This window comes from Bailinhaonella thermotolerans, from assembly GCF_003594875.1.
Lineage (GTDB): Bacteria > Actinomycetota > Actinomycetes > Streptosporangiales > Streptosporangiaceae > Bailinhaonella > Bailinhaonella thermotolerans.
Window position 1 is genome coordinate 13,373 of sequence record NZ_QZEY01000030.1, and the last position, 22,773, is coordinate 36,145.

Below are 22,773 nucleotides of genomic sequence, written 5' to 3' on the forward strand. Positions count from 1 at the left end.
AAAAATATACACACACACTCCCTATACACAACATTTCCTCCCCAACCAGTTGAAAGATCGCAGCTCACCCCAGCGGGAAACCGCGAGCCGCGGGCGAGCCCGCCCGAGGACGAGAGGCGCGAGCGGCCGGGCGAACGCCGGGGCATGAGCGCGAGCGGGCCGGGTCGCGCCGGTCCCGGGGATTCGGGGGCGCGGGATCGGTCAGGGGCGGGAGAGGTCGGAGGCGGCGGGGACGGGGAGGTCGGCCCGGACGTGGTAGCCGCCGGAGGGCCGGGGCCCGGCGGTGAGGGTGCCGCCGAAGAGGGCGGCGCGTTCGCGCATGCCGATGAGGCCGTGGCCGCCGGAGCGGGGGGCGGGCGGGGAGGCCGGGGACGGGGGCTTGGCGGCCCCGTCGTCGGTGACCTCGATCCGGAGGCCGCCGGGGAGGCGGCGCAGGCTCACCCTGGCCCGGGTGGCGGCGGCGTGCTTCACCACGTTGGTCAGCGCCTCCTGGATGATGCGGTACGCCGACAGGGCCAGCGCGGGCGGTAGCCCCGCGACATCCCCCTCGACCTCGACGTCCACCGCGACGCCGGCGAGGCGGACCCGGTCGGCGAGGTCGCCCACGGAGGTCAGGTCGGGGCGCCGGACCGGTTCCGCGACGTCCGGCGGCGTGCCGCCCGCCCCCGGCGGAACCGCCCCGGCCGGAACCGTCCCCGCCGGAACCGTCCCGGCGGGAGCGATCGCCTCGGCCGCTCCGACCGGAGCCGTCCCGGCGGCGGGCGGGCCGGGGCGGAGGGTGGCGAGCATGGTGTCGAGTTCGGCGATGGCCTGGGCCCCCGCGTGCTCGACCCCGGCCAGGAGGCGGCGTTCGCGGTCGGGGGCGGCGGCGAGGAGGGGGCGCAGGTCGCGGGCGCGGGCGAGCATGGCCGTGACGCTGCCGGTGACCACGTGGTGCAGCTCGCGGGCGATGCGGGAACGTTCCCCGGCCACGGCGTGGCGGGCGCGCTCCTCGCGTTCCACCGACAGGCGCGTGTTGCGCTCGGTCAGCTCCACCGCGCGCTCGATCTGGCGGCGGAGCAGCACTCCCCCGGCGTACGAGATCGCGATGAGCGTGCCGAACACCATGAGGTCGGTGTACGTGGCCTCGGCCTCCCTGGACACCGCCGTGAGGAGGAACTGCGCCACGGCCGCCGTGATCAGCACGCCGCCCGCCCAGCCGCGCCGCCCGCGCAGCGGCACCCGCGCCCCCGCCGTGTGCAGCAGCAGGAGCAGCGCGACGAAGCGCCACAGCGGGTGCTCGGCGGGCGTGCTCGGCCAGATCACGTTCAGCACGAGGACGACGCAGGCCGGCGCGCCGAGCGGCCACCGCCGCCGGACCAGCACGACGCCCGAGGTGACGACGGCCGCCACGCTCCACCACACGGGGTCGTCGTGGATGGGCCCGCCGTCGGGGAACGCGTCGAAGAACTCGACCAGCACGCCGCCCACGGCGAGCAGCACCGCGATCACCCAGTCCCCGGCGGGCAGCCCCAGGAGGCGCGGGAGCGGCCGGGGCACCCACCCGGGCTCCGTGTCCGGCGGGCCCCCGCCGTCCCCCCGCGCCGGCCCGGGAGCGCGCAGCGCGCCGAGCATGATCCGCAGCTCGTCCACGGCCTCCCGCCCGAGCCGTTCCAGCTCCAGCAGCAGCCCGCGCTCCCGCTCCCGCCCCTCGCCGAGGACACGCCGCAGCGCCCCCGCCTGCATGGTCATCACGCTCACGCTGTGGGCGACGACATCGTGCAGCTCACGCGCCACGCGCCGCCGCTCCTCGGCCACCGACTCCCGCGCGCGCAGATCCCGCTCGGCGGCGAGCCGCACCCCCTGCCCGGCCAGCCACGCCGCCCGGTCGATCTGCCGCCGCAGCGAGATCCCGGCGAAGTACGCGATCCCCAGCAGGGCGAACGCCACCAGCAGGTCCCGCACCGTCCGCTCGGCGTCGAGCGGCTGCATCGCCAGGACCACCCCGGCGACGAGCAGCAGCCCGGCCACGCCCCGCCTCCCCCGGAGCGGGACCCGGCTCCCCATCGTGTAGGCCACGATCAGCGCCGCGCACACCTGCCACGTCGCCCACTGCTCCGGCAGGTTCCGCCACGGCCCCAGCATCGTCGCGATGAACACGGCCGCCACCGCGAACGGGTACGCCCGCCGCGCGATCAGCAGGAACCCGGTGACCAGCGCCCCCGCCTGCCACCACACCGTCGACTGGTGCCCCTGCGCGATCAGCTCCTCGACGGCCCCGACCACGCCCAGCGCGACCCCGATCGCCGCGTCCGCCCCGGAGACCCGCCGCCGCGCCCCGCCCGGGAGCCGTACGGCTCGCGCGAGCCGTACGGCGGGGGCGGGGTGGACGGCGGGCGGGCTCATCGCGGGACGTCGCCGGGGCGGACCACGCCGGACTCGTAGGCGAAGACCACGGCCTGGGCGCGGTCGCGGAGGGAGAGCTTCATCAGGACCCGGGCCACGTGCGTCTTGACGGTGGCCTCCCCGACGTAGAGCTGGGCGGCGATCTCGGCGTTGGACAGACCCCTGGCCAGCATGCGCAGGACCTCCAGCTCGCGGGGGGTGAGGTCGGCCAGCTCGCGCGGCGGGACGGGGTCGTGGCGGCCCGCGAAGGAGGCGATCACGCGGGTGGTGACGGCCGGGTCGAGCAGGGCGTCCCCGGCGGCGACCACGCGCACGGCGTCGATGAGCTGCTCGGGGGGCGAGACCTTGAGCAGGAACCCGCTGGTGCCGGCGCGCAGGGCGGCGTAGAGGTTCTCGTCGGTGTCGAAGGTCGTGAGCATGATGATCTTCGGCGGGTGGGGCGAGGCCAGCAGCTTGCGGGCGGCGGCGAGCCCGTCGAGGCGGGGCATGGAGATGTCCATGAGCACGACGTCGGGGCGGTGGCGCTGCGCGACGGCGACGGCCTCCACGCCGTCGGCCGCCTCGCCCACGACCTCCAGGTCGGATTCGGTCTCGACGACCAGGCGCAGCCCCGCGCGGACCATGGCCTGATCGTCGGCGATCACCAGGCGGATGCTCATGCCGGCGCCCCCTCCGAGATGGGCAGGCGGGCCAGGACGCTGAACCCGCCCTGCTCGCGGGGCGCGGCCGAGAAGGTCCCGCCGAACAGGGCGACGCGCTCGCGCATCCCGGCCAGCCCGTGCCCGCCGTCCAGGCCGGTGTCCGCGGCCGGCTCGCCCGCGCCCTCGTTCTCGATCTCCAGGCGCACCTCGTCCCCGGCGTACGCCAGGCGGACCCGGGCGCGGGTGCGCCCGGCGTGCTTGACCACGTTCGTCAGCCCCTCCTGCACGATGCGGTACGCCGACAGGTCCAGCCCGGGCGGCAGTTCCCTCGGCTCGCCCTCGACGGTCACGCTCACGTCCAGCCCGACGGCGCGCAGCCGCGCCACCAGGTCGTCCAGCCGCGCGAGACCCGGCCCCGGCTCCCCGCCGGGGGCGTCCTCCGCCCGCAGCGCGCCCAGCATCACCCGCAGCTCCTGCACGGCCTGGCGCCCGGCCTTCTCCACGTCGAGCAGGATGTCGCGCTCGCGCGGCCGCTCCTCGCCGAGCAGCCTGCGCACGCCGCCCGCCTGGAGCACCATCACGCTCACGCTGTGCGAGATCGTGTCGTGCAGCTCCCGCGCGATCCTGGCGCGCTCGGCCGCCACCGCCTCGCGGGCGCGGCGCTCGCGCTCGGCCTCCAGCCGGGCGTTGCGCTCGGCCAGCGCCAGGCCGCGGGTGGCGTGCGCGCGGAGGGCGACGCCGGTCCCCCAGGCCGCGCCGAACATCACGGTCAGGAAGATGACCTCTTCCAGGGGCAGCGGCCGGTGGTCGATCGCGCCGGAGTCGAACACCGCGATCGCCGCCCACGCCCAGGCCCCGCCCACCTTCCAGGGGCGCTCGGCGCCGGCCGTGTGGAACACCACGAGCAGGCTCGCGAGCTGCCACACCGGGCAGCCCTCGTTGCCCTGGCGGTGCCAGAGGTACTGGGCGATCACCATGAGGACCAGCGTCAGCACCGGGGCCCGCCGCCGCCAGAGCAGGATGCCGCCGGTGAGCACGGCCTGCGCGACCCACCAGAGCTGCGGGTTCTGGGCGGCGCCGTACGCCGTGGCGGTGGTGAACGCCTCCAGGACGCCCACGACGACCACGGCCAGGGCGAGCAACCGGTCCACGCGGGGGATCTCCCGGAACCGCCCCGCCGGCGGCGTCTCGTGGATGCGCAAATGTCCTGACATGGGAGGAGGTTACCGAGCCCCGACGGGAAGCCGCGCGCTCACGCCGTACCCGCCCTCCGGGCGCGGCGCCGCCGACAAGGTGCCACCGAACAACGCGACCCGCTCCTTCATCCCGATCAGCCCGTGTCCCGGCTCCCCCGGCCCGCCCGGCTTCCCCGCCTCCCCCCGCGCCCCCGCGCGCCCGGCACGGCTCCCGCGCGGGCCGTCGTCGGTGACGTCCACACTCACCTCGTGGTTGCGGAACCGGATCCGGACCAGGGCGCGCGTGGGCCCGGCGTGCTTGAGCGTGTTCGTCAGCGCCTCCTGCACGATCCGGTACAACGACAGGTCCAGCCCCGGCGGCAGCCGCGCGGGCTCCCCCTCCAGCTCGACCGCGACGTCCAGCCCGGCCGCGCGCACCTGCTCGATCAGGTCGTCCAGCCGCGACAGCCCCGGCTGCGGCGACAGCGGGTCGTCGTCGGGCCCGGCGCGGAGCAGGCCGAGCATCCGGCGCAGCTCCTCCACCGCCGAGCGCCCCGTCTCCTCCACCGACACCAGCGTCTGCCGCTCGCGGACCTGGTCCTCGCGCAGCATCAGCCGCACGCCGCCGATCTGCACCACCATGACGCTGACGCTGTGCGCGATGATGTCGTGCAGCTCGCGGGCCAGCCGCGCCCGCTCCTCCAGCACGGCCTCCATCGCGCGCAGCTCGCTCCGCGCCGCGACGAGCCTGCTCTGCGCGTCGGCGTCCACCGCCCGCTCCAGATACCGCCGCACCACGTGACCCGCCACCCCCGCCAAAGTGATCATGAAGAGGGCGATCGCCACGTCACCCACGACGCTCTCCCGCGCCGCCATGTCCGTGATCATCAGTACGAGGTGGCCCGCCGCCACCGCGTACGAGGCCACGACCCGCCGGTCACGCGGCGGCAGCTCGCTGGTCACCGTGAAGAACAGCAGCAACATCGCGTAGAACTGCCAGGCCGCCGCGTCGAGCCCGGGCACGGTCAGCTCCAGCGCCAGGCTCATCGCCGCGTAGACGAGGTACACCCCGAACGGGGCGCCGCGCCGTACCAGCACGAGAAGCGCGGTCGCCACGGCCGCCGCCACCATCCACGACCACCCCGGCCGGGGTGGGCCCAGGTCGGTGACGGTGAGCTCCTCGGCGATCGCGAACACGCCGACGGCGATCGCCACGAGGAGGTCGGCGAGGGCGGGCGGGCGGCGGGAGCTCATGCCCGCAGGCTAGAACGCGGGCCTCGCGGCGGACGTCCGCCGCAGGTCGGATTCCGCCCCGGCCCGATGTCCCCCGGCGGGCTGACGCGACCGCCGCGCGGTCACGCCCGTCGCCCGCTGTCACCTTCCGACTCCGGATATCGCTTGACATGGCGGGCTGCGCTGGGAGGCTTGGTTTACCCTCCTCCCGGGCATCCTCGGAGGCGACCATGCCCCAGCACCTCCGCGGCGGGACCGCACGCGGCCCTCGCGCCGCCGCCGCGCTGGTCCTGGCCGGCGGCCTGACCGCGGTCGCCGCCCCCGTGGCGCTCGCGCACCCCCATCCGAGCGGGTCCACCGACCGCGTGACGCCCGCCGCCGTGCGCGTGGAGGCCTCCTCGCGGGTGCGGATCACGCTCCTGGACGACCGGGGGCAGATCAAGCACTTCTCCCGGACCTACACCGTGCCCGTGGCCTCGGGCAGCGGGTTCACCGTCACCCCGGACGGGGTGGTGGTGACCGCGACCGGCGTGGTCCAGCCGTCGCGCGACCCGCGCGTGCTCGCCGCGAACAAGGTGTTCGCCGAGTACTTCAAGGTGCGAATCCCCGAGGACTTCTCGCAGCACACCGTGGCGAACGACGACCTGGCCGGGCGGCTGAAGGCGTGCTACCCGCCGCAGACCGCGAGCTCCACCTGCGTCACCGAGGTCACGCCGGTCGTCACGGTCTTCCCGCACTCCGACCCGCCCGCCGCCGAGGGGCTGCCCGCCGAGATCGTGCGCGCCGGGTCCGCGCCCGGGGAGCCCGCCGTGCTGCGGGTGACCAAGGGCGCCGAGAAGGCGAACCTGCCGACCGCGCCGCTGGCGGAGACGCTGGGCAGCCGCATCGAGTCGGTCAACGTCATGGCCTTCCCCGGGCGGCCCGGCCCGAAGGCCCCGCTCAAGGTCGAGACCGCCCACCTGGACCCGCCGGGGAGCCAGACGTTCAAGGCGGCCGAGCGCGACAAGCTGACCCGGCTGCTCGACGCGGGCGCGGCCGGCGCGGCGGTGATCGACAACGGCAAGAGCGACGTCGTGGGCCTGATCCACGGCGGCGGGGGCGGCCAGATCCTGGCCACCTCGGTCGAGGACATCCGCACCGCGCTCACCGCCGCCGGGGCGCCGCCCCGGCGCGGGCCGGTGGACGTGCTGTACGAGAACGCGCTCGCCCACTACCACAACCGGTTCTACGCGAACTCGGTCCCGGTGCTCCAGCAGGTCCTGCGCCAGCGGCCGGACCACGCGGTGGCCGCCGAGCACCTGCGCACGGCCCTCGCCCGGCGCGGGACGGCGCAGGACGCGGGCAAGGCGGTCAAGCGCGGCACCCCGGAGGACCGGTCGGGCGGGCTCGGGCCGTGGCTGTGGCCCGCCGTGGGCGCGCTCGCGGTGGTCGCGCTGGCGGTGGCCGTGCCGGCGCTGATGCGCAGGCGGCGGCCCGCCGAGGCCGCCGCGTCGTCCCCGGGCTCCCCCGTGTCCCCGGCCTCCGGCGCCCCGCCGCCCGCGCAGCCCTCTCCGCCCTCTCCGCCATCGCCGTACGAGCCGTCGCGGCCGTCCCCCGACGAGGAGCGGACCACCCTCGTCCCCCGCCACGCCGTGGCCTCGCCCGGCTCCGACCCCGGATACGGCGGCGGGCGCTCGTCCGACCCCGGATACGGCGGCGGGCGCTCGTCCGGCCCCGGCCCGCGCCCCGGTTCCTCGTCCGGCCCCGGCCCGCCGTACGGGTCCCCGTCCGATCCGGGCCCGCCGTACGGCGCGGGCGGGGTGAGCGGGGCGCGGCATCCCTCGGATCCGGGCGGGACGTCGCCGAGGCCCGCGGCGGGCGGCGACGGCGCCCGGCCGCACCAGCGCTTCTGCACCCAGTGCGGCATGCGGCTGGGCCAGGCCCACCAGTTCTGCGCCTTCTGCGGCCACCCGGCGGACCAATGAGCGAACTCTTCGGCAAGTCCCTGATCGGCACGCGGGTGGGCGACTACCTGGTGCAGGACCTCGTGGGCCAGGGCGGCATGAGCATGGTCTTCCGGGCCCGGGACGAGCGCCTGGGCCGGCAGGTCGCGCTCAAGGTGCTCGCCCCCCAGCTCGCCCTCGACACGCGCTTCCGGCAGCGGTTCGTGCGCGAGTCCCGCACCGTCGCGGGCATCGACCACCCCAACATCATCCCGATCTTCGAGGCGGGCGAGGCCGACGGCCTGCTGTTCATCGCCATGCGCTACGTCGAGGGGCGCGACCTGCGCGGCCTCCTCGACCACGAGGGCCCGCCGCCGGTGGCCCGCGCCAACCGCCTCCTGTCCCAGGTGGCCTCCGCCCTGGACTCCGCCCACCAGCAGGGCCTGGTCCACCGCGACGTGAAGCCCGCCAACATCCTCATCGCCGGCGGCGCGGGGACGGGCGAGCCCGAGCACGTCTACCTGACCGACTTCGGCCTCACCAAGAGCACGTACTCCCTGGCCGGGCTGACCAGCCAGGGCCAGTTCCTCGGCACCCCGCGCTACGTCGCCCCCGAGCAGATCACCGGCCAGCCCGTGGACGGCCGCTCCGACCTGTACGCCCTGGGCTGCGTCGCCTACGAGGTCCTGACCGGGGTGCCGCCGTTCCAGCGCGACAGCGAGCTGGCCCTGCTCTACGCCCACGTCAGCGACGACCCGGCCCCGGTCACCTCGCACCGCCCCGACCTGCCCCCGTCCGTGGACCTGGTCATGGCCCGCGCCCTGGCCAAGTCCCCGGTCGAGAGGTACGGCACCTGCCGCGAGTTCGTCGCCGCCCTGCGCGACGCCATCAGCGGCGAGGACTTCACGGGCCTCGCGGCGTACCGCCCGGCCGGGCACCCGGTCGACACCCGGCCGCCGCTGGGCTCCTCCACCCACCCCTCCCACCCCCGCGCGCCGTCCGCGCCCGCCCCCCGCCCCGCGGCCCGGATACGGCTGACGCGGGGCCGGCTGGCCGGGGTGGCGTTCGCCGTGCTCGCCGTGATCGCCCTGGGCGTGGCCTTCCTGACGCTCCGCGGCGGCGGCGGGAACGTGTGGAAGAAGTACCCCTCGACGGTCGCGGCCCCCTTCACGTTCAGCTACCCCGGCGGCTGGGAGGCGCGGACCCACGCCGACCTCTTCGCGGTCGCCTCCCCGGCCGCCGAGGAGTTCGAGCGACTCTTCACCACGCCGATCGCCGGGGACTGGACCTCGGTCAACGGGCTGATCTCGCAGGAGCCCGCCCGGGCGCAGGGCGTCTACACGGGTGTCAGCGACTCCCTCAACCTCTCCGACTCCTCCGAGAACCTGCAGGAGAGCCTGAAGTCCCTCATGCCCGGCGAGGTCGGCTACGCCGGCGCGCCCGTCCCGGTCACGGTGGGCGGCCACCCCGCCTTCCGCATCGACGGCGTGGTCAGCGACCCCAAGGCCGGGGGCCGGCTGGACTTCTTCGCCTACGTGGTCCAGCGGCCCGGGGCCCCGGCGGCCTTCCTCACCTTCTTCTGCGCCCCCGCCTCCTGCGACCGGCCGCTGTTCGACCGCATGATCTCCGGGGCCGTCATCGGCCAGTGAGCCGGGCGGCCCGCCGTACGACTTGTAGACAAGCGTTTGCTTGGGTCGTAGGGTGCGGGCTGTGCATGAGTACGCGCTCGGGGTGGACGTCGGGGGGACCTTCACGGACGTGGTGCTGTCCGGGGGGAACGGGGTGGCCGCCGTGGCGAAGGTGCTGAGCACGCACCACGACCCGGCCGAGGGCGTCCTCGACGGGGTGCGGCGGGTGCTCGCGGCCGCCTCGGCCGCCCCCGGGGAGGTCGGCCGCGTGGTGCACGCGACGACGCTGGCCACCAACGCGGTGCTGGAACGGCGGGGCGTCCGCGTCGCGTTCGTGACGACCCTCGGGTTCGGGGACCTGCTGCCGCTCGGCAGGTACGCCCGGGTCGAGGAGGACCGGTACGACCTGCGGTTCGACCCGCCCGCGCCGCCCGTCGCGCGCGAGGACTGCTTCGAGGTCCCCGAGCGGGTGGACGCCTCCGGGCGGGTCCTGCGGGCGGTGGACCCCGACGACGTGAGGCGGATCGCCCGCGAGATCGCGGCGCGGGGGGTCGAGGCCGTGGCCGTCTGCCTGCTGCACGCGTACGCGAACCCGGCGCACGAGACCGTGGTGGCGCGGGTCCTGCGCGAGGAACTCGGGCCCGAGGTGACCGTCGTGACCGGCTCGGACGTCTGGCCGGAGGTCCGGGAGTACGAACGGGCCACCACGACCCTGATGTCGGCGTACGTCGGGCCGGTGATGGAGGCGTACCTCGGGGGGCTGTCGGCGCGGCTGCGGGCGGTGGGGATCACGCCCCGGGTCCAGGTCATGGAGTCGGGCGGCGGGGTGATGTCGGCGGAGCTGGCGGGGCGGCGCGCGGTGGCCACGATCGAGTCCGGCCCGGCCGCCGGGGCGCTGGCCGCCGCGGAGGCGGGGCGGCAGGCCGGGTTCGCCGACGTGATCTCGTTCGACATGGGCGGGACCACCGCGAAGGTGTGCGTGATCCAGGGCGGGCGGCCGCGGATCACCCACGAGTTCCACGTCGGCGGCAAGGGGAGCTTCGGCGGGCGCCGGGCCGGGACGGGCGTGCCGATCAAGACCCCGGCGATCGACCTGGCCGAGGTGGGCGCCGGCGGCGGCAGCGTCGCCTGGGTGGACGACGGCGGGACGCTCAAGGTCGGCCCGCGCAGCGCCGGGTCCTCCCCCGGCCCCGCCTGCTACGGTCTGGGCGGCGGCGAGCCCACCGTCACCGACGCGAACCTCGTGCTCGGCTACCTGGCCGAGGAGGGGTTCGCCGGGGGGTCGATGCGGCTGGACCGGCTGCTCGCGGAGAAGGCCGTCGATCGCCTGGCCGCGCCGCTGGGCGTGGGACGGGAGGACGCGGCCCACGCCGTGCACGAGATCGCGAACGCGGCGATGGGGTCGGCGGTGCACGTCGTGACCGTGCAGCGGGGGATCGATCCGCGCGGGTTCGCGATGGTGGCGTTCGGCGGGGCCGGGCCGGCGCACGCGGCGCGCGTGGCGGAGCGGTTCGGGATCGGGACGGTGATCGTGCCGCCGTCGTGCGGGGTGGGGTCCGCCGTGGGACTGCTGGCCACGGACCTGTCCACCGACCGCGTGCGGACCCGGCCCTCGGCCGAGCCCGACCCGGCGGTCTTCGAGGAGCTGGCGGCGGAGGGCGCGGCCGACCTGGAGGCGCCGCCGTCCGAGGCGATCGTCGAGCGGTCGCTGGACCTGCGGTTCCGGGGCCAGGCGCACGAGATCACCGTGCCGTACGGCGAGGGGCCCGGGGAGGACTTCCGCGAGGAGTTCTTCCGGCTCTACGAGCAGGTGTACGGCATCCGCCAGCGCGGGCCGACCGAGGTGGTGAGCTACCGCGTGCGGGTGACGCGCCCCGTGGACAAGCCCCCGCAGAAGGCTCCGGCCTCGGCGGCTCCGGGCCCCCCGGGACGCCGCCGCGCCTGGTTCCCCGAGACCGGCGGGCACACCGAGGTCCCCGTGCACCGCCGGGCCGGGCTCGGCCGCGTCACGGGGCCCGCGATCGTCGCCGACGCCGAGTCCACGATCGTCGTGCCGCCCGGCTGGGACGCCGCCGCGGACGAGAACGGCAACGTCGTCCTCGCGAGGCGCGCGTGAGCGGGGACGGCGGCCTGACGGCGGAGGTGCTGCGGCACGCGCTCGTGGTGGCCGCCGAGGAGGCCAGCATCGTCGTGGTGCGGTCGGCGTACTCCACCTTCATCGTGGAGGGGTCCGACGCCTCGGCCGCGATCCTGGACGCGCGCGGCCGGCTGATCGCGCAGTCGATGGCGACCACCCTGATGAACGGCATGGCGCTGTCCGTCGCGCTCCCGCACCTGCTGGAGGAGATCCCGCTCGCCGCCATGCGCCCCGGCGACGTCTACACGCTCAACGACGCCTACCGGGGCGGCGTCCACACCAACGACCTGCTCGTCTACCGGCCGGTCTTCGTGGCGGGCGAGGTCGCCTACTTCACCGCCACCATGATCCACGTGTCGGACCTGGGCGGGTTGTCGGCGGGCGGCATGGCCCCGCTGGCCACCGAGATCTTCCTGGAGGGGCTGCAGCTCCCCCCGGTCCGGCTGGCGACGGCCGAGGGGATCGAGCCGGCGATCGCGGCGATCCTGCGGGCGAACAGCCGTACCCCCGACAAGGTGATGGGCGACGTCCGCGCCCTCGTCGCGGGCACCGCCGTGGCCGCCGCGCGCCTGTCCGCCCTGGTCGAGACGTACGGCGCGGCGGGGCTCGCGCGGGGCGTCGAGGACTACCTCGACCACACCGAGGCGCGGATGCGGATGGCCCTCGCCGCGCTGCCCGACGGCACGTACACCGCGTCGTACCCGATCGACGACGACGGGATCCACCTCGACCGGGCGCACGTGGTCCGGGTGGCGGTGACGATCGCGGGCGAGGGCGTGACCGTGGACTTCGCGGGCACGGACCCGCAGGTCCCGGCGGCGATCAACGCGTCGGTGTCCCAGTCGCTGGCGGCGGCGGTGTTCGCGGTGCGCTGCTTCACGGACCCGGCGATCCCCATGAACGACGGCTGCCTGCGCGCCCTGGACGTACGGCTGCCGCCGGGCTCGCTGCTCAACGCCACCTCGCCGCACCCCTGCGGCGGGCGGTTCGTCCCGATCTACGCGGCGATGGAGGCCGTCTTCACGGCGCTGTCGGACGCGGTCCCGTCGATGGCGATCGCGGCGTCGGGCATCCTGCAGCCGTTCTCGATCGCGTCCGTCGCGCCGCCGTACTGGATCCACCTGTCGTACGACTTCGGCGGGGTGGGCGCGCGGCACGGCAAGGACGGGCCGGACGCGACCGGGGTGCACTTCGGGCTCGGGCGCAACTCGGTGCCGCAGGCCGAGCCGGTGGAGGCGCGCTGCCCGCTGATCGTGGAGTCGGTGTCGGTCATCCCCGACTCCGGCGGCCCCGGGCGCTGGCGCGGCGGCCTCGGATCGCGCACCGTGTTCCGCTTCCTCGCCGACGCCTGCGTGACCACCCGCGGCGACCGGCTGCGCCTCGCCCCGCCCGGCCGCGCCGGCGGCCACCCGGGCCGCCTCGGCGGCTTCTACCGCATGACGGCGGACGGCGCCCTGGAACGCCTCCCCGCCAAGTCCAACAACGTCCTCTTCCGCGCGGGCGAGGCCTTCGTCGTCGAGACCACCGGCGGCGGCGGCATAGGCGACCCCCTCGACCGCCCCGCCCCCGAGATCCTGGCCGATCTCAAGGCCGGCAAGATCACCCGGCGGGCCGCCCAGGAGACCTACGGCCTGACCCTGGACACCGGCGCCCCCTGACCTCCACGCCAATCCGCCCATCCTCCACGACCCGTCGCCACCTCTCCCCCTGGAACCCACCGAGTGCCGGCGGGCGCGGAGGGGCGAAGGGGTCAGGCGGCCTCGTCCTCCTGGGGGCGCCAGAGGCCGGAGTGGAAGGGGGGCCTCGGGGCCGGGCGCAGGCGCGGACGGGGGCGGGTGGGGAGGCGGGCGATGTCGGAGCGGATCTCGGCGATGGTCCGGCGGAGCTCGGCCAGGCGGGGGTCCGTCGCCGGGTCCGGGGAACGGCTCTTGGCCACGCCGTACGCGATCTGGGCGTGCTGGAGCTCCCGCTGGAGGCGGGGGCCGCGCAGGCCCCGCATGCGGCGGATCGCGCGGCGGCGGGTGCCGTTGGTGGCCAGGTCCGCGACCTCGCGCGGGGTGAACAGGCCGGCGCGCACGTCGTCGGCGACCACGTCGGCGAACCAGCCGTACTCGATCCGGCAGGCGGCCCGGTAGATCACGATGACCACGCACAGCGTCACCATGCCGTTGAAGATGATCTGCGCGATGGTCAGCAGCCCGCCCCCGCCGAACATCAGCACGAACAGCGGCGAGTTGTTGACGAAGTGCAGCAGCCAGGACAGCCCGCACAGGACCGCCGCCACCAGGAGCCGGCGGTTCAACGGCCGGTCGCGCCGGGTCACGAAGTACGCGATCCCGGCCCCGGAGATCGCCGACCACGCGGCGTGCGTCCACAGCCCGTTGATGAGCCCGCGCATGACGAAGCTGAGCACCAGCCCGCCCACCCAGCCCGAGCCGGACTTGGCTGCGATGGACAGGGCGTAGATGACGTCCTCGACGACCTGGAACCCCAGCCCGGCGAGCGCGCCGTACACGAACCCGTCGAGCACCCGGTCGAACTGGCCCCGGTTGATCAGCACGATCATGACGACGGCGAGCGTCTTCAGGGTCTCCTCGGTCGTCGGCCCGGCCACGGCGGGTCCCCAGGAGGCCGCGAAGCCCGAGTCGAGCTTGGCGAGGTAGGACACGAACGCGGTGTTCGCGGCCAGCGCCAGCCCGGTGGCGGCGAGCCCGCCCCAGACGAACGCGGCGGCGGCCAGCGAGATCGGCTCCCGCTCGAACAGCTCCAGCCGCCACACGAACCACAGCACCGGCGCCAGCCAGATCGCGTAGAGCACGACGGCCAGCAGCAGGGCCCCGGGGGGCGCCTCGGCCGTACGGCGGGCCAGCGATCCGATGACCGTGGTCCCGCCGACGGCGAGCGAGACGAGGTAGAGCCAGAAGGCGTGGCGGTGCGGGCGCAGGAAGCCCTCACCGAGCGGGAGCCTGATCACGGCGGCACCTCCAGTGACGCCGTCATGCGCTCGGCCTGGCGGAGCAGCCCGGGGTCGGGCAGCGGCCGGGGCGGCGCGATCAGCACGGCCGCGACTGCCCGCCCCCGGTGGTGCACCACGGACAGCCGCCCCTCGACGGCACCGGTGATCTCCCCGGTGAGCCCGGCCTGCCCGGCGCGAGTGCGGAAGGGCCGGGGAACGCCGGAGACGCGGGCCAGACCGCCCTCCTCCAGCCGCCGCGCGGCCAGCAGGTAGGCGGCGTGCGGCGACCCGGCCCGGCCCAGCGGCCGCACCGTGTAGGTCGCGCTCCCGCCCACCAGCACGCTCTGCCCGTTCATCGATCGCATGACGTCCATCCGCCAGGACGGCTCCGGCTCGAACCGGAACGCGCCCGCGGTGAAGCGTTCGCCCGCGCGCACCGGGGCGTAGCCGTCCGCCGTCGCGTTGAGCAGCGTCGGAATCAGCACGACGCCGGCCATGATCCCGGCGACGGCCAGCGTCGCCCCGCGTCCCTCTTTGTCGAGGCCGAAGCCCGTTCGCCGTCGCGTGTGCCCGGCCATGCTCCCCCCGCTCACTTGCACAGGTCCCACTGCCCAGCCAGGAGGAGAAGTCACCTGATTGTCCCACGCGGTCCCGCCGAACACCGCTGGTTTGCCGCGTCTACCTGCGATGCTCCCTCCCTTACGACATTTCCGGACATCCCCAGAAGAGGCGATGAACGCGTGCCGTACGGCTTGAGCGGCGATTTCCTCGTGTAACGGGTGCCTCACGGGCCGTCAATTCGGTCACCGGGTGAGGCGCGGCCCTCCGGTACGGCGAGCCCGCCGGCGGCCACACGCGCGAGCGGGAAGGCCCCCGCGGCGTCAGCGGGGAGGCGCCCGCGGCGTCAGCGGGCGGCGCGGGCGCGTAGGGCGTGCTCGGGGCGGTGGGCCGTGGTGCCGCAGTCCACCGCCAGGGCCTGGCCGGTCACGCAGCGGGCCTCGTCCGACAGGAGGAAGGCGACCACCGCGGCCACGTCCCCGGGGTCCGCCGCCCACGGCAGCAGCCGCTCGGCGGCCTTGTCGCGCAGGCGCTCCTCCCCCAGCGCGCCGGCCGCGCGCGGGGTGAGCACGAGCGCGGGGACGACCGCGTTGCAGCGCACGCCGCGCGAGCCGTACATCGTGGCGACGTAGCGGGTCAGGGACAGCAGCGCGGCCTTGGAGGCCCCGTAGGCGGCGTGGGCGGAGTCGGCGAGCAGCGCGGAGACGGACGAGGTGAACACGATCGCGCCCGCGCCGCCGGCGAGCATGGCCGGCACCGCGTGCTTGACCCCGAGCATCGCGCCGCGCAGGTTCACCTCCATCGTGCGGTCCCAGACCCCGGCGTCCATGTCGAGCAGGTCCAGGTCCCTCCCGTAGACCTCCGGATCGAGGCAGGCCGCGTTGGCGTGCAGCGCGTCCAGCCGCCCGAACCGGGACACCGCGTCGGAGACCGCCGCGGCCATCTGCTTCTCGTCCGCGACGTCGCAGGTCAGCGCGCACGCCGTGCCGCCGGCCGCCTCGATCCGGGCGGCGGTGGACGCGGCGGCGTCCGCGCGGATGTCGGCCACGGCGACCGCCGCGCCCTCGGCGGCGAGCCGTACGGCGCAGGCGGCCCCGATCCCCGAGCCGCCGCCGGTGACGAGCGCGGCGCGGCCGGCGAAGCGGCGCGTGGAGACCTCCATCGCTACGCCCACTCGACCTGGAGCGAGGGGAGCCCGCGGCCCACGATGCTCCGGCGGTACTCGATGTGCTGCCCGGGCGTGAGCCGCAGGCCGGGCAGGCGGCGCGTCAGCACCTCCAGCGCCGTCCGGAGCTGGAGCCGCCCGAGCGCGGCCCCGACGCAGAAGTGGATGCCGTATCCGAAGGTCATGTGCGCGTCGGCGTTGGGCCTGCGGATGTCGAACCGCTCGGGGTCGGGGAAGACCGTCTCGTCGTGCGCGGCCGAGTCCGTGGACAGCAGCACCAGCGACCCGGCGGGGATCGTGACCCCGTGCAGGGTGATGTCGGCGCGGGCGTACCGGAAACTGCCCAGGCTCGCCCCGTCCAGGCGCATCGACTCCTCCGCCGCGCCCGGGATCAGCGCCGGGTCGCCGGCCAGCGCCCGCCACTCGCCCGTGCGGAGCAGCCGCAGCACGGCGTTGCCGAGCTGGTTGGGCACGGTGTCGTTGCCGCCGAGCAGGATCGTGGAGATCAGCTCGACGACCTCCCGGTGCGACAGCTCGTCGCCGATCAGGCCGGTCATCAGCGAGGTGAAGTCGTCGCGGGGCTCGGCGGCGCGGGCGGCGACCAGCCGGTCCACGTACGCGAGATACTCCAGGAAGCTCTCGGCGAGCACGAGCTGCCGGTCCGGCGGCTGGGGCGAGAGGAAGAGCTGGAACCAGTCCTTGACGTGGTCGCGGACGAACGCCTCGTCCTCCGGGGGCAGGCCGATGAACCCGGCGGTGAGCCGGGCGGACGGCGGGTGCGCGATCTCGGTGACGAAGTCCGCCTTGCCCTGGGGCAGGATCCGGTCGAACAGGTCCTCGTTGAGCTCCCGGAACCGGGCCTCCAGCGCGCTCACCGCCCGGGGCGTGAACGCCCGCGAGACCGACCGCCGCAGCCGCGTGTGGGTCGGCGGGTCCACGTTGGCCACGAAGCTCGACAGAAACGAGCCGTGCTCGCCCAGCACCCGCCGGGTCTCCTCCGCCAGGCTCCGGGAGATCGTCAGCGACCCCTGGGAGGAGAACCGCCGCGGGTCGCCGTACGCCGCCCGGACGTCGTCGTACCGCGTGAGCACGTACGCCCGCAGGTGGTCGCTGTAGAAGACGGGCCGCTCGTGGCGCAGGCGGCGCAGGAAGTCGTAGGGGTCCGCGACGTGCCAGCCGGCGGAGACGTCGAAGTCGGTCCTCATGTGAAGATCTTTCGCGGGTTGTCGACGAGCATCGCCCGGATCTGGTCCTCGGTGACCCCCCGCGCTCGCAGCGCCGGGAGCACGTCCCTGGAGATGTGGAGCAGGTGGTAGTTCGGGTGGCGCCGCCGTACGACCTCGGGGTCGAAGCGGTCGTTGAAGCAGTAGGAGTCGTGCGAGAGCACCATCCGGCCGGCGTGCCCCCGCTCGCACAGCGCCGCCACGACCCCCACCCGGGTCTCGAAGGGGCTGATCGTGTCGATGCCGAACCGGTCCATGCCCAGGTAGGAGCCGTTCGCGAGCAGTTCCTCCAGGTAGTCCAGGTCGGTGGAGTCGCCCGCGTGCCCGATCACCACCCGGGTCAGGTCCGCGCCCTCCTCCGCCAGGATCCGCTGCTGGTCCAGGCCGTACGGCTGCGCGCTGTGCGTCGAGATCGGCGCGCCCGTCTCCACGTGCGCCCGGGCGACCGCCCGCAGGACCCGCTCGACGCCGGGGGTGACGCCGGGCTTGTCGGTGGCGCACTTGAGGACGGCCGCCCTGACCCCGGTGCGGCCGACGCCCTCGGTGATGTCGCGCACGAAGAACTCCGCCAGCCGGTCGGGCCCGCCGAACAGCGAGCCGGGGCCGCGGTTTCCGAAGTACGGCGGGAGCGCGTCGTAGGTGTAGAGCCCGGTGGCGACCACGATGTTGACCCGGGTCAGCTCGGCCACCCGCTGGACGGCGGGGACGTACCTGCCCAGGCCGACGACCGTGAGGTCCACGATGGAGTCGATGCCGTGGTCCGCCAGCTCCTCCAGCTTGGCGGCGGCCTCCCTGGCGCGCCGCTCCAGGTCCCACCCCTCGGGGATGTCCGGCCAGTTCCACAGGATCTCCGGGCTGAGGCCGAACACGTGCTCGTGCATCAGCGTCGCCCCGAGGTCGGCCACCGGCCCCCGCGCGGTCTCGATCACGAGGCCACCACCGGGAACCGCGGGTGGTCGAACGGCTCGTTCACCTTCAGGCCGAGCCCGTCCGTCTGTTGGTACGGCGCGCCCGTGTAGAGCGCGTCGGCGTCGAAGTAGGTCGCGGTGAACGAGAGGCGGGGCTCGTCGCACCGGTTCTCGCCCGCGCCGTGCACGGTGAGCGCGCTGTGCACGGTGGCGTCCCCCGCGCGCAGGTCCAGCGGCGGGGACAGGGGCAGCTCCTTCAGCCAGGGATGCTGGGCGAGCTGGTCGTCGCCGTCGCGGACGAAGCTGCGGCCGAGCGTGCCGTGCAGGTGCGAGCCGCTGTAGAAGCGCAGCGACCCCATCTCCGCGGGCACGTCGCCCAGCGCCAGCCACACCGTGAGCATCGCCGAGCGGTCCATCGGCATCCACGGGAAGTCCTGGTGGAACACGGTCGCGCCGTGCCCGCCGCCGGGTTCCTTGATCAGCAGGTTCGTGACCTGCAGGCGGATCCGGGTGACGCCGGTCAGGAGCGTGCGGACGCCGCGCGCCAGCGGGGGCGCGAACGCCAGCCCGCGGAAGGCCTCGTCGGTCTCGGCGATGTCCCTGGACTGGGCGAACGCCGCGTCCACCTGGCTCCGCCGTACCCGGTCCGTCCCCGGGCGCAGCCGGGCGGCCGCGCGCTCGCGCAGGCCGGCGGCGTGCTCGGGGGTGATCAGGCCGGGCAGGTGGACCCAGCCGTGCTCGCGGTAGAAGGCGGCCTCCGCGTCGGTCACCTCGCGTACCATCCGCCCTCCCCGGTGGCTCTTTCCCCGGAATCTATCCGCCCCTACTCTTCCAAGCAACCGCTTGGTTGAGAAGAGGGAGCACGCCGTGGGCCGCCCGTTCCGTTTCGCCGCCGTCGTCCGCACCGCCGACTCGGGCCGCGCCTGGGCGGACAAGGCCCGCCGCCTGGAGTCGAGCGGCTTCGACGCGCTGCTGGTCCCCGACCACTTCGCCGGGCCGCGCTTCGCCCCCGTCGCCGCGATGACCGCCGCCGCCTGCGCCACCACCCGGCTCCGCGTGGGCACGCTGGTCGCCGCGAACGACTTCCGGCACCCGGCGGTGCTCGCCAAGGAGGCGGCCACCATCGACGTGCTCTCCGAGGGCCGCCTCGAACTGGGCCTGGGCACCGGCTGGATGGCCCGCGACTACGAGGCCACCGGCCAGGCCATGGACCCGCCGGGCGTGCGGGTGGCGCGGCTGGAGGAGGCGGTCGCGGTCATCAAGGGCCTGTGGGCGGAGGGCGAGTTCTCCCACTCCGGCGAGCACTACCGGATCGACCGCCTCGACCTGCTCCCCAAGCCCGTCCAGCGGCCCCGCCCCCGGCTGCTGCTGGGCGGCGGCGGCCCCCGCATGCTGCGCCTGGCCGCCCGCGAGGCCGACGTGGTCAACCTCGGCATGCGCGTCCGCGCGGACGGCGCGGGCCCCGACACCGCCGACTCCGGCCGCGACGCCTTCCTCGCCAAGATCGACGTTGTCCGTACGGCCGCGGCCGGGCGCGACGTGGAGCTCGGCACCAGCGTCCAGCGGCTGGGCGCGCCCCGCGACCGGGCCTCCTGGAGCGCCGCCGACACCTCGGGCCAGGGCGACACCCCCCAGGTGCTGCACGGCTCCCGCGCCGACGTCATCGCCAAGCTCCGCCACTGGCGCGACGAGCACGGCGTCTCTTACTACGTCCTCCACCACGAGCAGGACCTGGACGCCTTCACCCCGATAGCCGAGGAGCTGGCGGGCACCTGACCCCACCGGCGGGCCTTCCGGCGCGTACGGCGTCAGCGGGGCGCGAGCCTGCTGCCGGGGAAGGGGGCGATGAGGGTCTCGCGCCAGGGGCCTTCGAGGAAGTCGCGGGAGCGCTTGCGCCAGGCCAGGAGGCGCGGGTCGGGCTCCACCTCGTCGTCGAGGCCCAGGGCGGCGTCGTAGGCGCGCTGGAGGGCGAGGTGGTCGTCGAGCGTGGCGCCCCAGAGGGTGACGACCTCGCTGTCGCAGAGCAGCACCTCGTACAGGCCGACGCAGCGGTGGCCGTGGTCGGCCAGGATCGGGGCGCGCTCCTCGGCGACGGCGGCGAGGTAGTCGAGCGCGGCCCCGGGCCGCACCCGGGCCGACTCCAGCACGTAGAAGGGCGCGGCGTACGGCTCGGCGAGCAGGTCGGCGATCGCCGGGCCGCCGGCGACCGCGCCGAGGGGCCGGGAGAAGGCCGAGAAGCGCAGGTCGTCGATGTCGGACAGGAAGAGTCGGTCGTCCACCCCGTCGTAGATCTCCATCATCTGGCGCCAGCCGCCGTCCCAGCCGCCGTGGCAGTCCCACAGGGTGACGGCCCTGAACTGGGGATGACCGGTGATGCCCACCGCGTAGAAGGCCCCGACCAGGTCGATCTCGCGGGACCTGATCGACAGGCCCGAGGTGAGCACGGGGCGGTCCAGGGCCTCGTCCTCGCGCTTGTAGCGGGTCAGCCAGGTGAGGTACTCCCGGGGAGCGCGGGAGTTCATCGGCCGGAAATCGACCTCCTCGATCAGATAGATGCCCCGCCGCACCGCGCCCTCCTTGTCAACCGAGCACTTGCTTGGTGCTCGAAGCCTAGGCGCGACATGGATGGACGGTCAATCACGGGGAATCCGAACGGGGGACGGCGGGTTGCCCCAGATGATCGATAATCGCGCGCATCAGGAAGAATGTGATCACGTGAACCAAGTGATCCTTGTCCGGCACGGAGAGACCGAGTGGAGCCGCACCGGCCGCCACACCGGGCTCACCGACGTCGAACTGACCGAGAACGGCGAGGCCCAGGCCCGCAAGATCGCCCCGCTGCTGGCGCGGCGCGACATCACCCTGGCGCTGTCGAGCCCGGCCAAGCGCGCCCGCCGTACGGCCGAGCTGGCCGGCGTCTCCCACGTGGAGACCGAGCCGCGGCTGTGGGAGTGGGACTACGGCGGGTACGAGGGCATCACCACGCCGCAGATCCGGGAGACGCGGCCGGGCTGGTACCTGTGGCGCGACGGCGTCGTGCCCGGGGACGCCGGCCATCCGGGCGAGACGGCGCAGCAGGTGGGCGCCCGTGTGGACGAGGTGATCGCGCGGGCCAGGAAGGCGCTGTCCGAGGGCGACGTCGCCCTGTTCGCGCACGGGCACGTGCTGCGCGTGCTGGCCGCGCGCTGGCTGGGCCTGGACCCGGCGGCCGGGCGGCTGTTCAAGCTGGACACCGCCACGATCAGCACGCTGGGCTTCGAGCACGCGGAGCCGGTCATCGTCTCCTGGAACGTGCCGGCGCTCTAGCCCGCGAGGAAGGGCCGCGACGACCGCCGGCGTGCCCGGCGGCGTGTTCCGCGACATGTCCCGCGGTGTGTCCGAAGACGCGTCCGGGGGCGCGTCCGGCGCTGACCGGTTGCGGCCCGCGACCGGTCAGCTCGCGTCGACGCCGGGGGTGGCCGCGCACCTCGGCCACCCGGCATCGTCTCTTCGCGAAATCAGTTCACTGGAGGGTTCTGGTCGTGGTGCTGGCCGAGCTCTGACAGCTCACCCGGGTGGGCCGGGGATCGCAGCACCAGGTAGTCGAAGTCCCCGTCCTTGGCTCCCAGGACCAGCGCCCTGATCTCGTCCCGGGTGTAGATCAGGGCGGGGCCGTCCGGGAATCGCGAGTTGCGGACGGCCACGTCGCCGCCCGGCAGCTCGGCCAACTCGACGCAGTTGCCCGAAGAGTTGCTGCGCCGGCTCTTACGCCAGCTCACTCCCGCGAGTTCCGTCGCGGGCATTCCGTTGTACGCGTGGTGCATCTAGATCTCTCTGAGAATCTCGCCGAGGATCTCGGCTGTGCTCTGCGGAGTCGGGCTCTCGACGCAGAGGCGTTCCATCGCCGCGAGATAGGGGTCCACGTCCTCGCGCTTGTCCAGGTAGACCGCCCCCCACAGTTGCTCGACGTACACGACGTCGGGGAGATCGGTGTCTGGGAAACGCAGGATGCTGAACGCTCCTCCCTCTGCGGAATGGCCCCCGAACTTGAACGGCATCACCTGGAGGGTGAGGTTGGGCAGCTTGCTGATCGTGATGAGGTGCTCGATCTGCTCGCGCATCACCTCTGGACCGCCGATGGGGCGCCGGAGCGCCGCCTCGTCGATCACCGCCCAGAGCCTGGGGGCGCCTTCGCCTTTGAGTCGTTCCTGACGCATCAGGCGCAGAGCAACCCGTCGCTCGATCTCCCTGGCCGAGGCCTCCTTCTGCCCGAGGCTGACGACCGCCCGGGCGTAGGCCTCGGTCTGCAGCAGACCGGGCACGAACTGGACCTCGTAGGTCCGGATCAGCGACGCCGCCTCTTCCAGGCCCACATAGGTCTGGAACCAGTTCGGCAGGACATCGCTGTACTTGTGCCACCAACCGGGGGCGTTGGCTTCGCGTGCCATGGACAGCAGCATCTCTCGTTCACCCTCGGCGGTCACGCCGTAGAGAGTGAGCAGATCGGCCACGTCGCGTTCCTTGAAGCTGACACGCCCCAGCTCCAGCCGGCTGATCTTCGACTCGGACGCCCGGATGTAGAACCCGGCGGCATCACGCGTGATGCCCGCGGCCTCGCGAAGTCGGCGCAGATGGGAGCCGAGGAGGATACGCCGTACGGTCGAACCGGTTCCCGGCGCGTCTGCTGTCACGTCCTACCTCCCGGTAAGGATCATTCAGGCGACAGTGTGCCACTCCAAATGCCCCACTCCCCCCTTTCTGAGAGAACCAGGGATCGTGCGTGAGGCCAACCGTACCGGCTGCACGCACCATCTGCACGTGCATTCACTCTTGCACCTGCACGGGATGTTACGGCAAGGTAGA

18 protein-coding genes and 1 pseudogene are annotated in these 22,773 nt (G+C 74.5%); 6 read left to right on the forward strand and 13 right to left on the reverse strand.

The window, feature by feature from the left end; all coding sequences use genetic code 11:
- Positions 1–201 precede the first annotated feature (201 nt).
- Genes D5H75_RS44480 through D5H75_RS39380 form a run of 4 tightly spaced genes read right to left on the reverse strand, consistent with a single transcriptional unit; the run spans position 202 to position 5,455 of the window.
- Complete coding sequence (locus tag D5H75_RS44480; RefSeq protein ID WP_119931733.1) at positions 202–2,385, reverse strand: histidine kinase; 2,184 nt, start codon at positions 2,383–2,385, stop codon at positions 202–204.
- Entirely contained in the window at positions 2,382–3,044 is a 663-nt protein-coding gene (locus D5H75_RS39370; protein WP_119931734.1) for a response regulator, read from the reverse strand. The genes D5H75_RS44480 and D5H75_RS39370 overlap by 4 nt, the downstream gene beginning before the upstream one ends.
- On the reverse strand, positions 3,041–4,240 hold the full coding sequence (locus D5H75_RS39375; RefSeq protein WP_119931735.1) for a sensor histidine kinase: 1,200 nt from the start codon (positions 4,238–4,240) through the stop codon (positions 3,041–3,043). Before D5H75_RS39375 ends, D5H75_RS39370 begins: the two co-directional genes overlap by 4 nt.
- Before the next feature lie 9 nt (positions 4,241–4,249).
- Positions 4,250–5,455 (reverse strand): sensor histidine kinase, encoded by a 1,206-nt coding sequence (locus tag D5H75_RS39380; protein ID WP_119931736.1) that lies wholly within the window; start codon positions 5,453–5,455, stop codon positions 4,250–4,252.
- 209 nt (positions 5,456–5,664) lie between these two features.
- Here D5H75_RS39380 and D5H75_RS39385 point away from each other — a divergent pair, with 209 nt between their 5' ends.
- The 4 genes from D5H75_RS39385 to D5H75_RS39400 all read left to right on the forward strand — a co-directional run bounded on the left by D5H75_RS39385 (position 5,665) and on the right by D5H75_RS39400 (position 12,779).
- Positions 5,665–7,398, forward strand: coding sequence for a zinc ribbon domain-containing protein (locus tag D5H75_RS39385; protein WP_119931737.1), 1,734 nt, complete (start codon positions 5,665–5,667; stop codon positions 7,396–7,398).
- Positions 7,395–9,005 carry a serine/threonine-protein kinase gene (locus D5H75_RS39390; RefSeq protein WP_119931738.1) on the forward strand — a complete coding sequence of 537 codons (1,611 nt, stop codon included), beginning with the start codon at positions 7,395–7,397 and terminating at the stop codon, positions 9,003–9,005. The genes D5H75_RS39385 and D5H75_RS39390 overlap by 4 nt, the downstream gene beginning before the upstream one ends.
- 61 nt (positions 9,006–9,066) lie before the next feature.
- Positions 9,067–11,100 (forward strand): hydantoinase/oxoprolinase family protein, encoded by a 2,034-nt coding sequence (locus D5H75_RS39395; RefSeq protein ID WP_119931739.1) that lies wholly within the window; start codon positions 9,067–9,069, stop codon positions 11,098–11,100.
- Entirely contained in the window at positions 11,097–12,779 is a 1,683-nt protein-coding gene (locus tag D5H75_RS39400; RefSeq protein WP_242454775.1) for a hydantoinase B/oxoprolinase family protein, read from the forward strand. The genes D5H75_RS39395 and D5H75_RS39400 overlap by 4 nt, the downstream gene beginning before the upstream one ends.
- Before the next feature lie 92 nt (positions 12,780–12,871).
- Here D5H75_RS39400 and D5H75_RS39405 read toward each other — a convergent pair whose 3' ends face one another.
- The 6 genes from D5H75_RS39405 to D5H75_RS39425 form a co-directional block, all read right to left on the reverse strand.
- Complete coding sequence (locus D5H75_RS39405; protein ID WP_202638960.1) at positions 12,872–14,095, reverse strand: PrsW family intramembrane metalloprotease; 1,224 nt, start codon at positions 14,093–14,095, stop codon at positions 12,872–12,874.
- Positions 14,092–14,670 (reverse strand): hypothetical protein, encoded by a 579-nt coding sequence (locus D5H75_RS42470; protein WP_206781982.1) that lies wholly within the window; start codon positions 14,668–14,670, stop codon positions 14,092–14,094. The genes D5H75_RS39405 and D5H75_RS42470 overlap by 4 nt, the downstream gene beginning before the upstream one ends.
- Positions 14,671–14,981: 311 nt before the next feature.
- Entirely contained in the window at positions 14,982–15,797 is an 816-nt protein-coding gene (locus tag D5H75_RS39410; RefSeq protein ID WP_119931741.1) for an SDR family NAD(P)-dependent oxidoreductase, read from the reverse strand.
- 2 nt (positions 15,798–15,799) lie between these two features.
- Positions 15,800–17,005 (reverse strand): cytochrome P450, encoded by a 1,206-nt coding sequence (locus D5H75_RS39415; RefSeq protein ID WP_119931742.1) that lies wholly within the window; start codon positions 17,003–17,005, stop codon positions 15,800–15,802.
- A complete protein-coding gene (locus D5H75_RS39420) occupies positions 17,002–17,952 on the reverse strand; it encodes a phosphotriesterase family protein (RefSeq protein ID WP_340137790.1) in 951 nt (316 codons plus the stop codon). Before D5H75_RS39420 ends, D5H75_RS39415 begins: the two co-directional genes overlap by 4 nt.
- A complete protein-coding gene (locus D5H75_RS39425; protein ID WP_119931743.1) occupies positions 17,949–18,713 on the reverse strand; it encodes a phytanoyl-CoA dioxygenase family protein in 765 nt (254 codons plus the stop codon). Before D5H75_RS39425 ends, D5H75_RS39420 begins: the two co-directional genes overlap by 4 nt.
- A gap of 85 nt (positions 18,714–18,798) precedes the next feature.
- On the opposite strand from D5H75_RS39425, the gene D5H75_RS39430 reads away from it, so the two are divergent.
- Positions 18,799–19,707, forward strand: coding sequence for a TIGR03621 family F420-dependent LLM class oxidoreductase (locus D5H75_RS39430; RefSeq protein WP_119931744.1), 909 nt, complete (start codon positions 18,799–18,801; stop codon positions 19,705–19,707).
- A gap of 32 nt (positions 19,708–19,739) precedes the next feature.
- Here the strand turns inward: D5H75_RS39430 and D5H75_RS39435 are convergent, their stop codons facing one another.
- Positions 19,740–20,498, reverse strand: coding sequence for a hypothetical protein (locus tag D5H75_RS39435; protein WP_119931745.1), 759 nt, complete (start codon positions 20,496–20,498; stop codon positions 19,740–19,742).
- Between the two features lie 148 nt (positions 20,499–20,646).
- On the opposite strand from D5H75_RS39435, the gene D5H75_RS39440 reads away from it, so the two are divergent.
- On the forward strand, positions 20,647–21,237 hold the full coding sequence (locus D5H75_RS39440; RefSeq protein WP_119931746.1) for a histidine phosphatase family protein: 591 nt from the start codon (positions 20,647–20,649) through the stop codon (positions 21,235–21,237).
- A 266-nt stretch (positions 21,238–21,503) separates the two neighbouring features.
- On the opposite strand, the pseudogene D5H75_RS39445 reads toward D5H75_RS39440, so the two are convergent.
- Positions 21,504–21,734 (reverse strand): annotated as a pseudogene (locus D5H75_RS39445) (DUF397 domain-containing protein); the annotation flags it as partial.
- Complete coding sequence (locus D5H75_RS39450) at positions 21,735–22,601, reverse strand: helix-turn-helix domain-containing protein (RefSeq protein WP_119931748.1); 867 nt, start codon at positions 22,599–22,601, stop codon at positions 21,735–21,737. It lies immediately after the preceding pseudogene.
- Positions 22,602–22,773 lie beyond the last annotated feature (172 nt).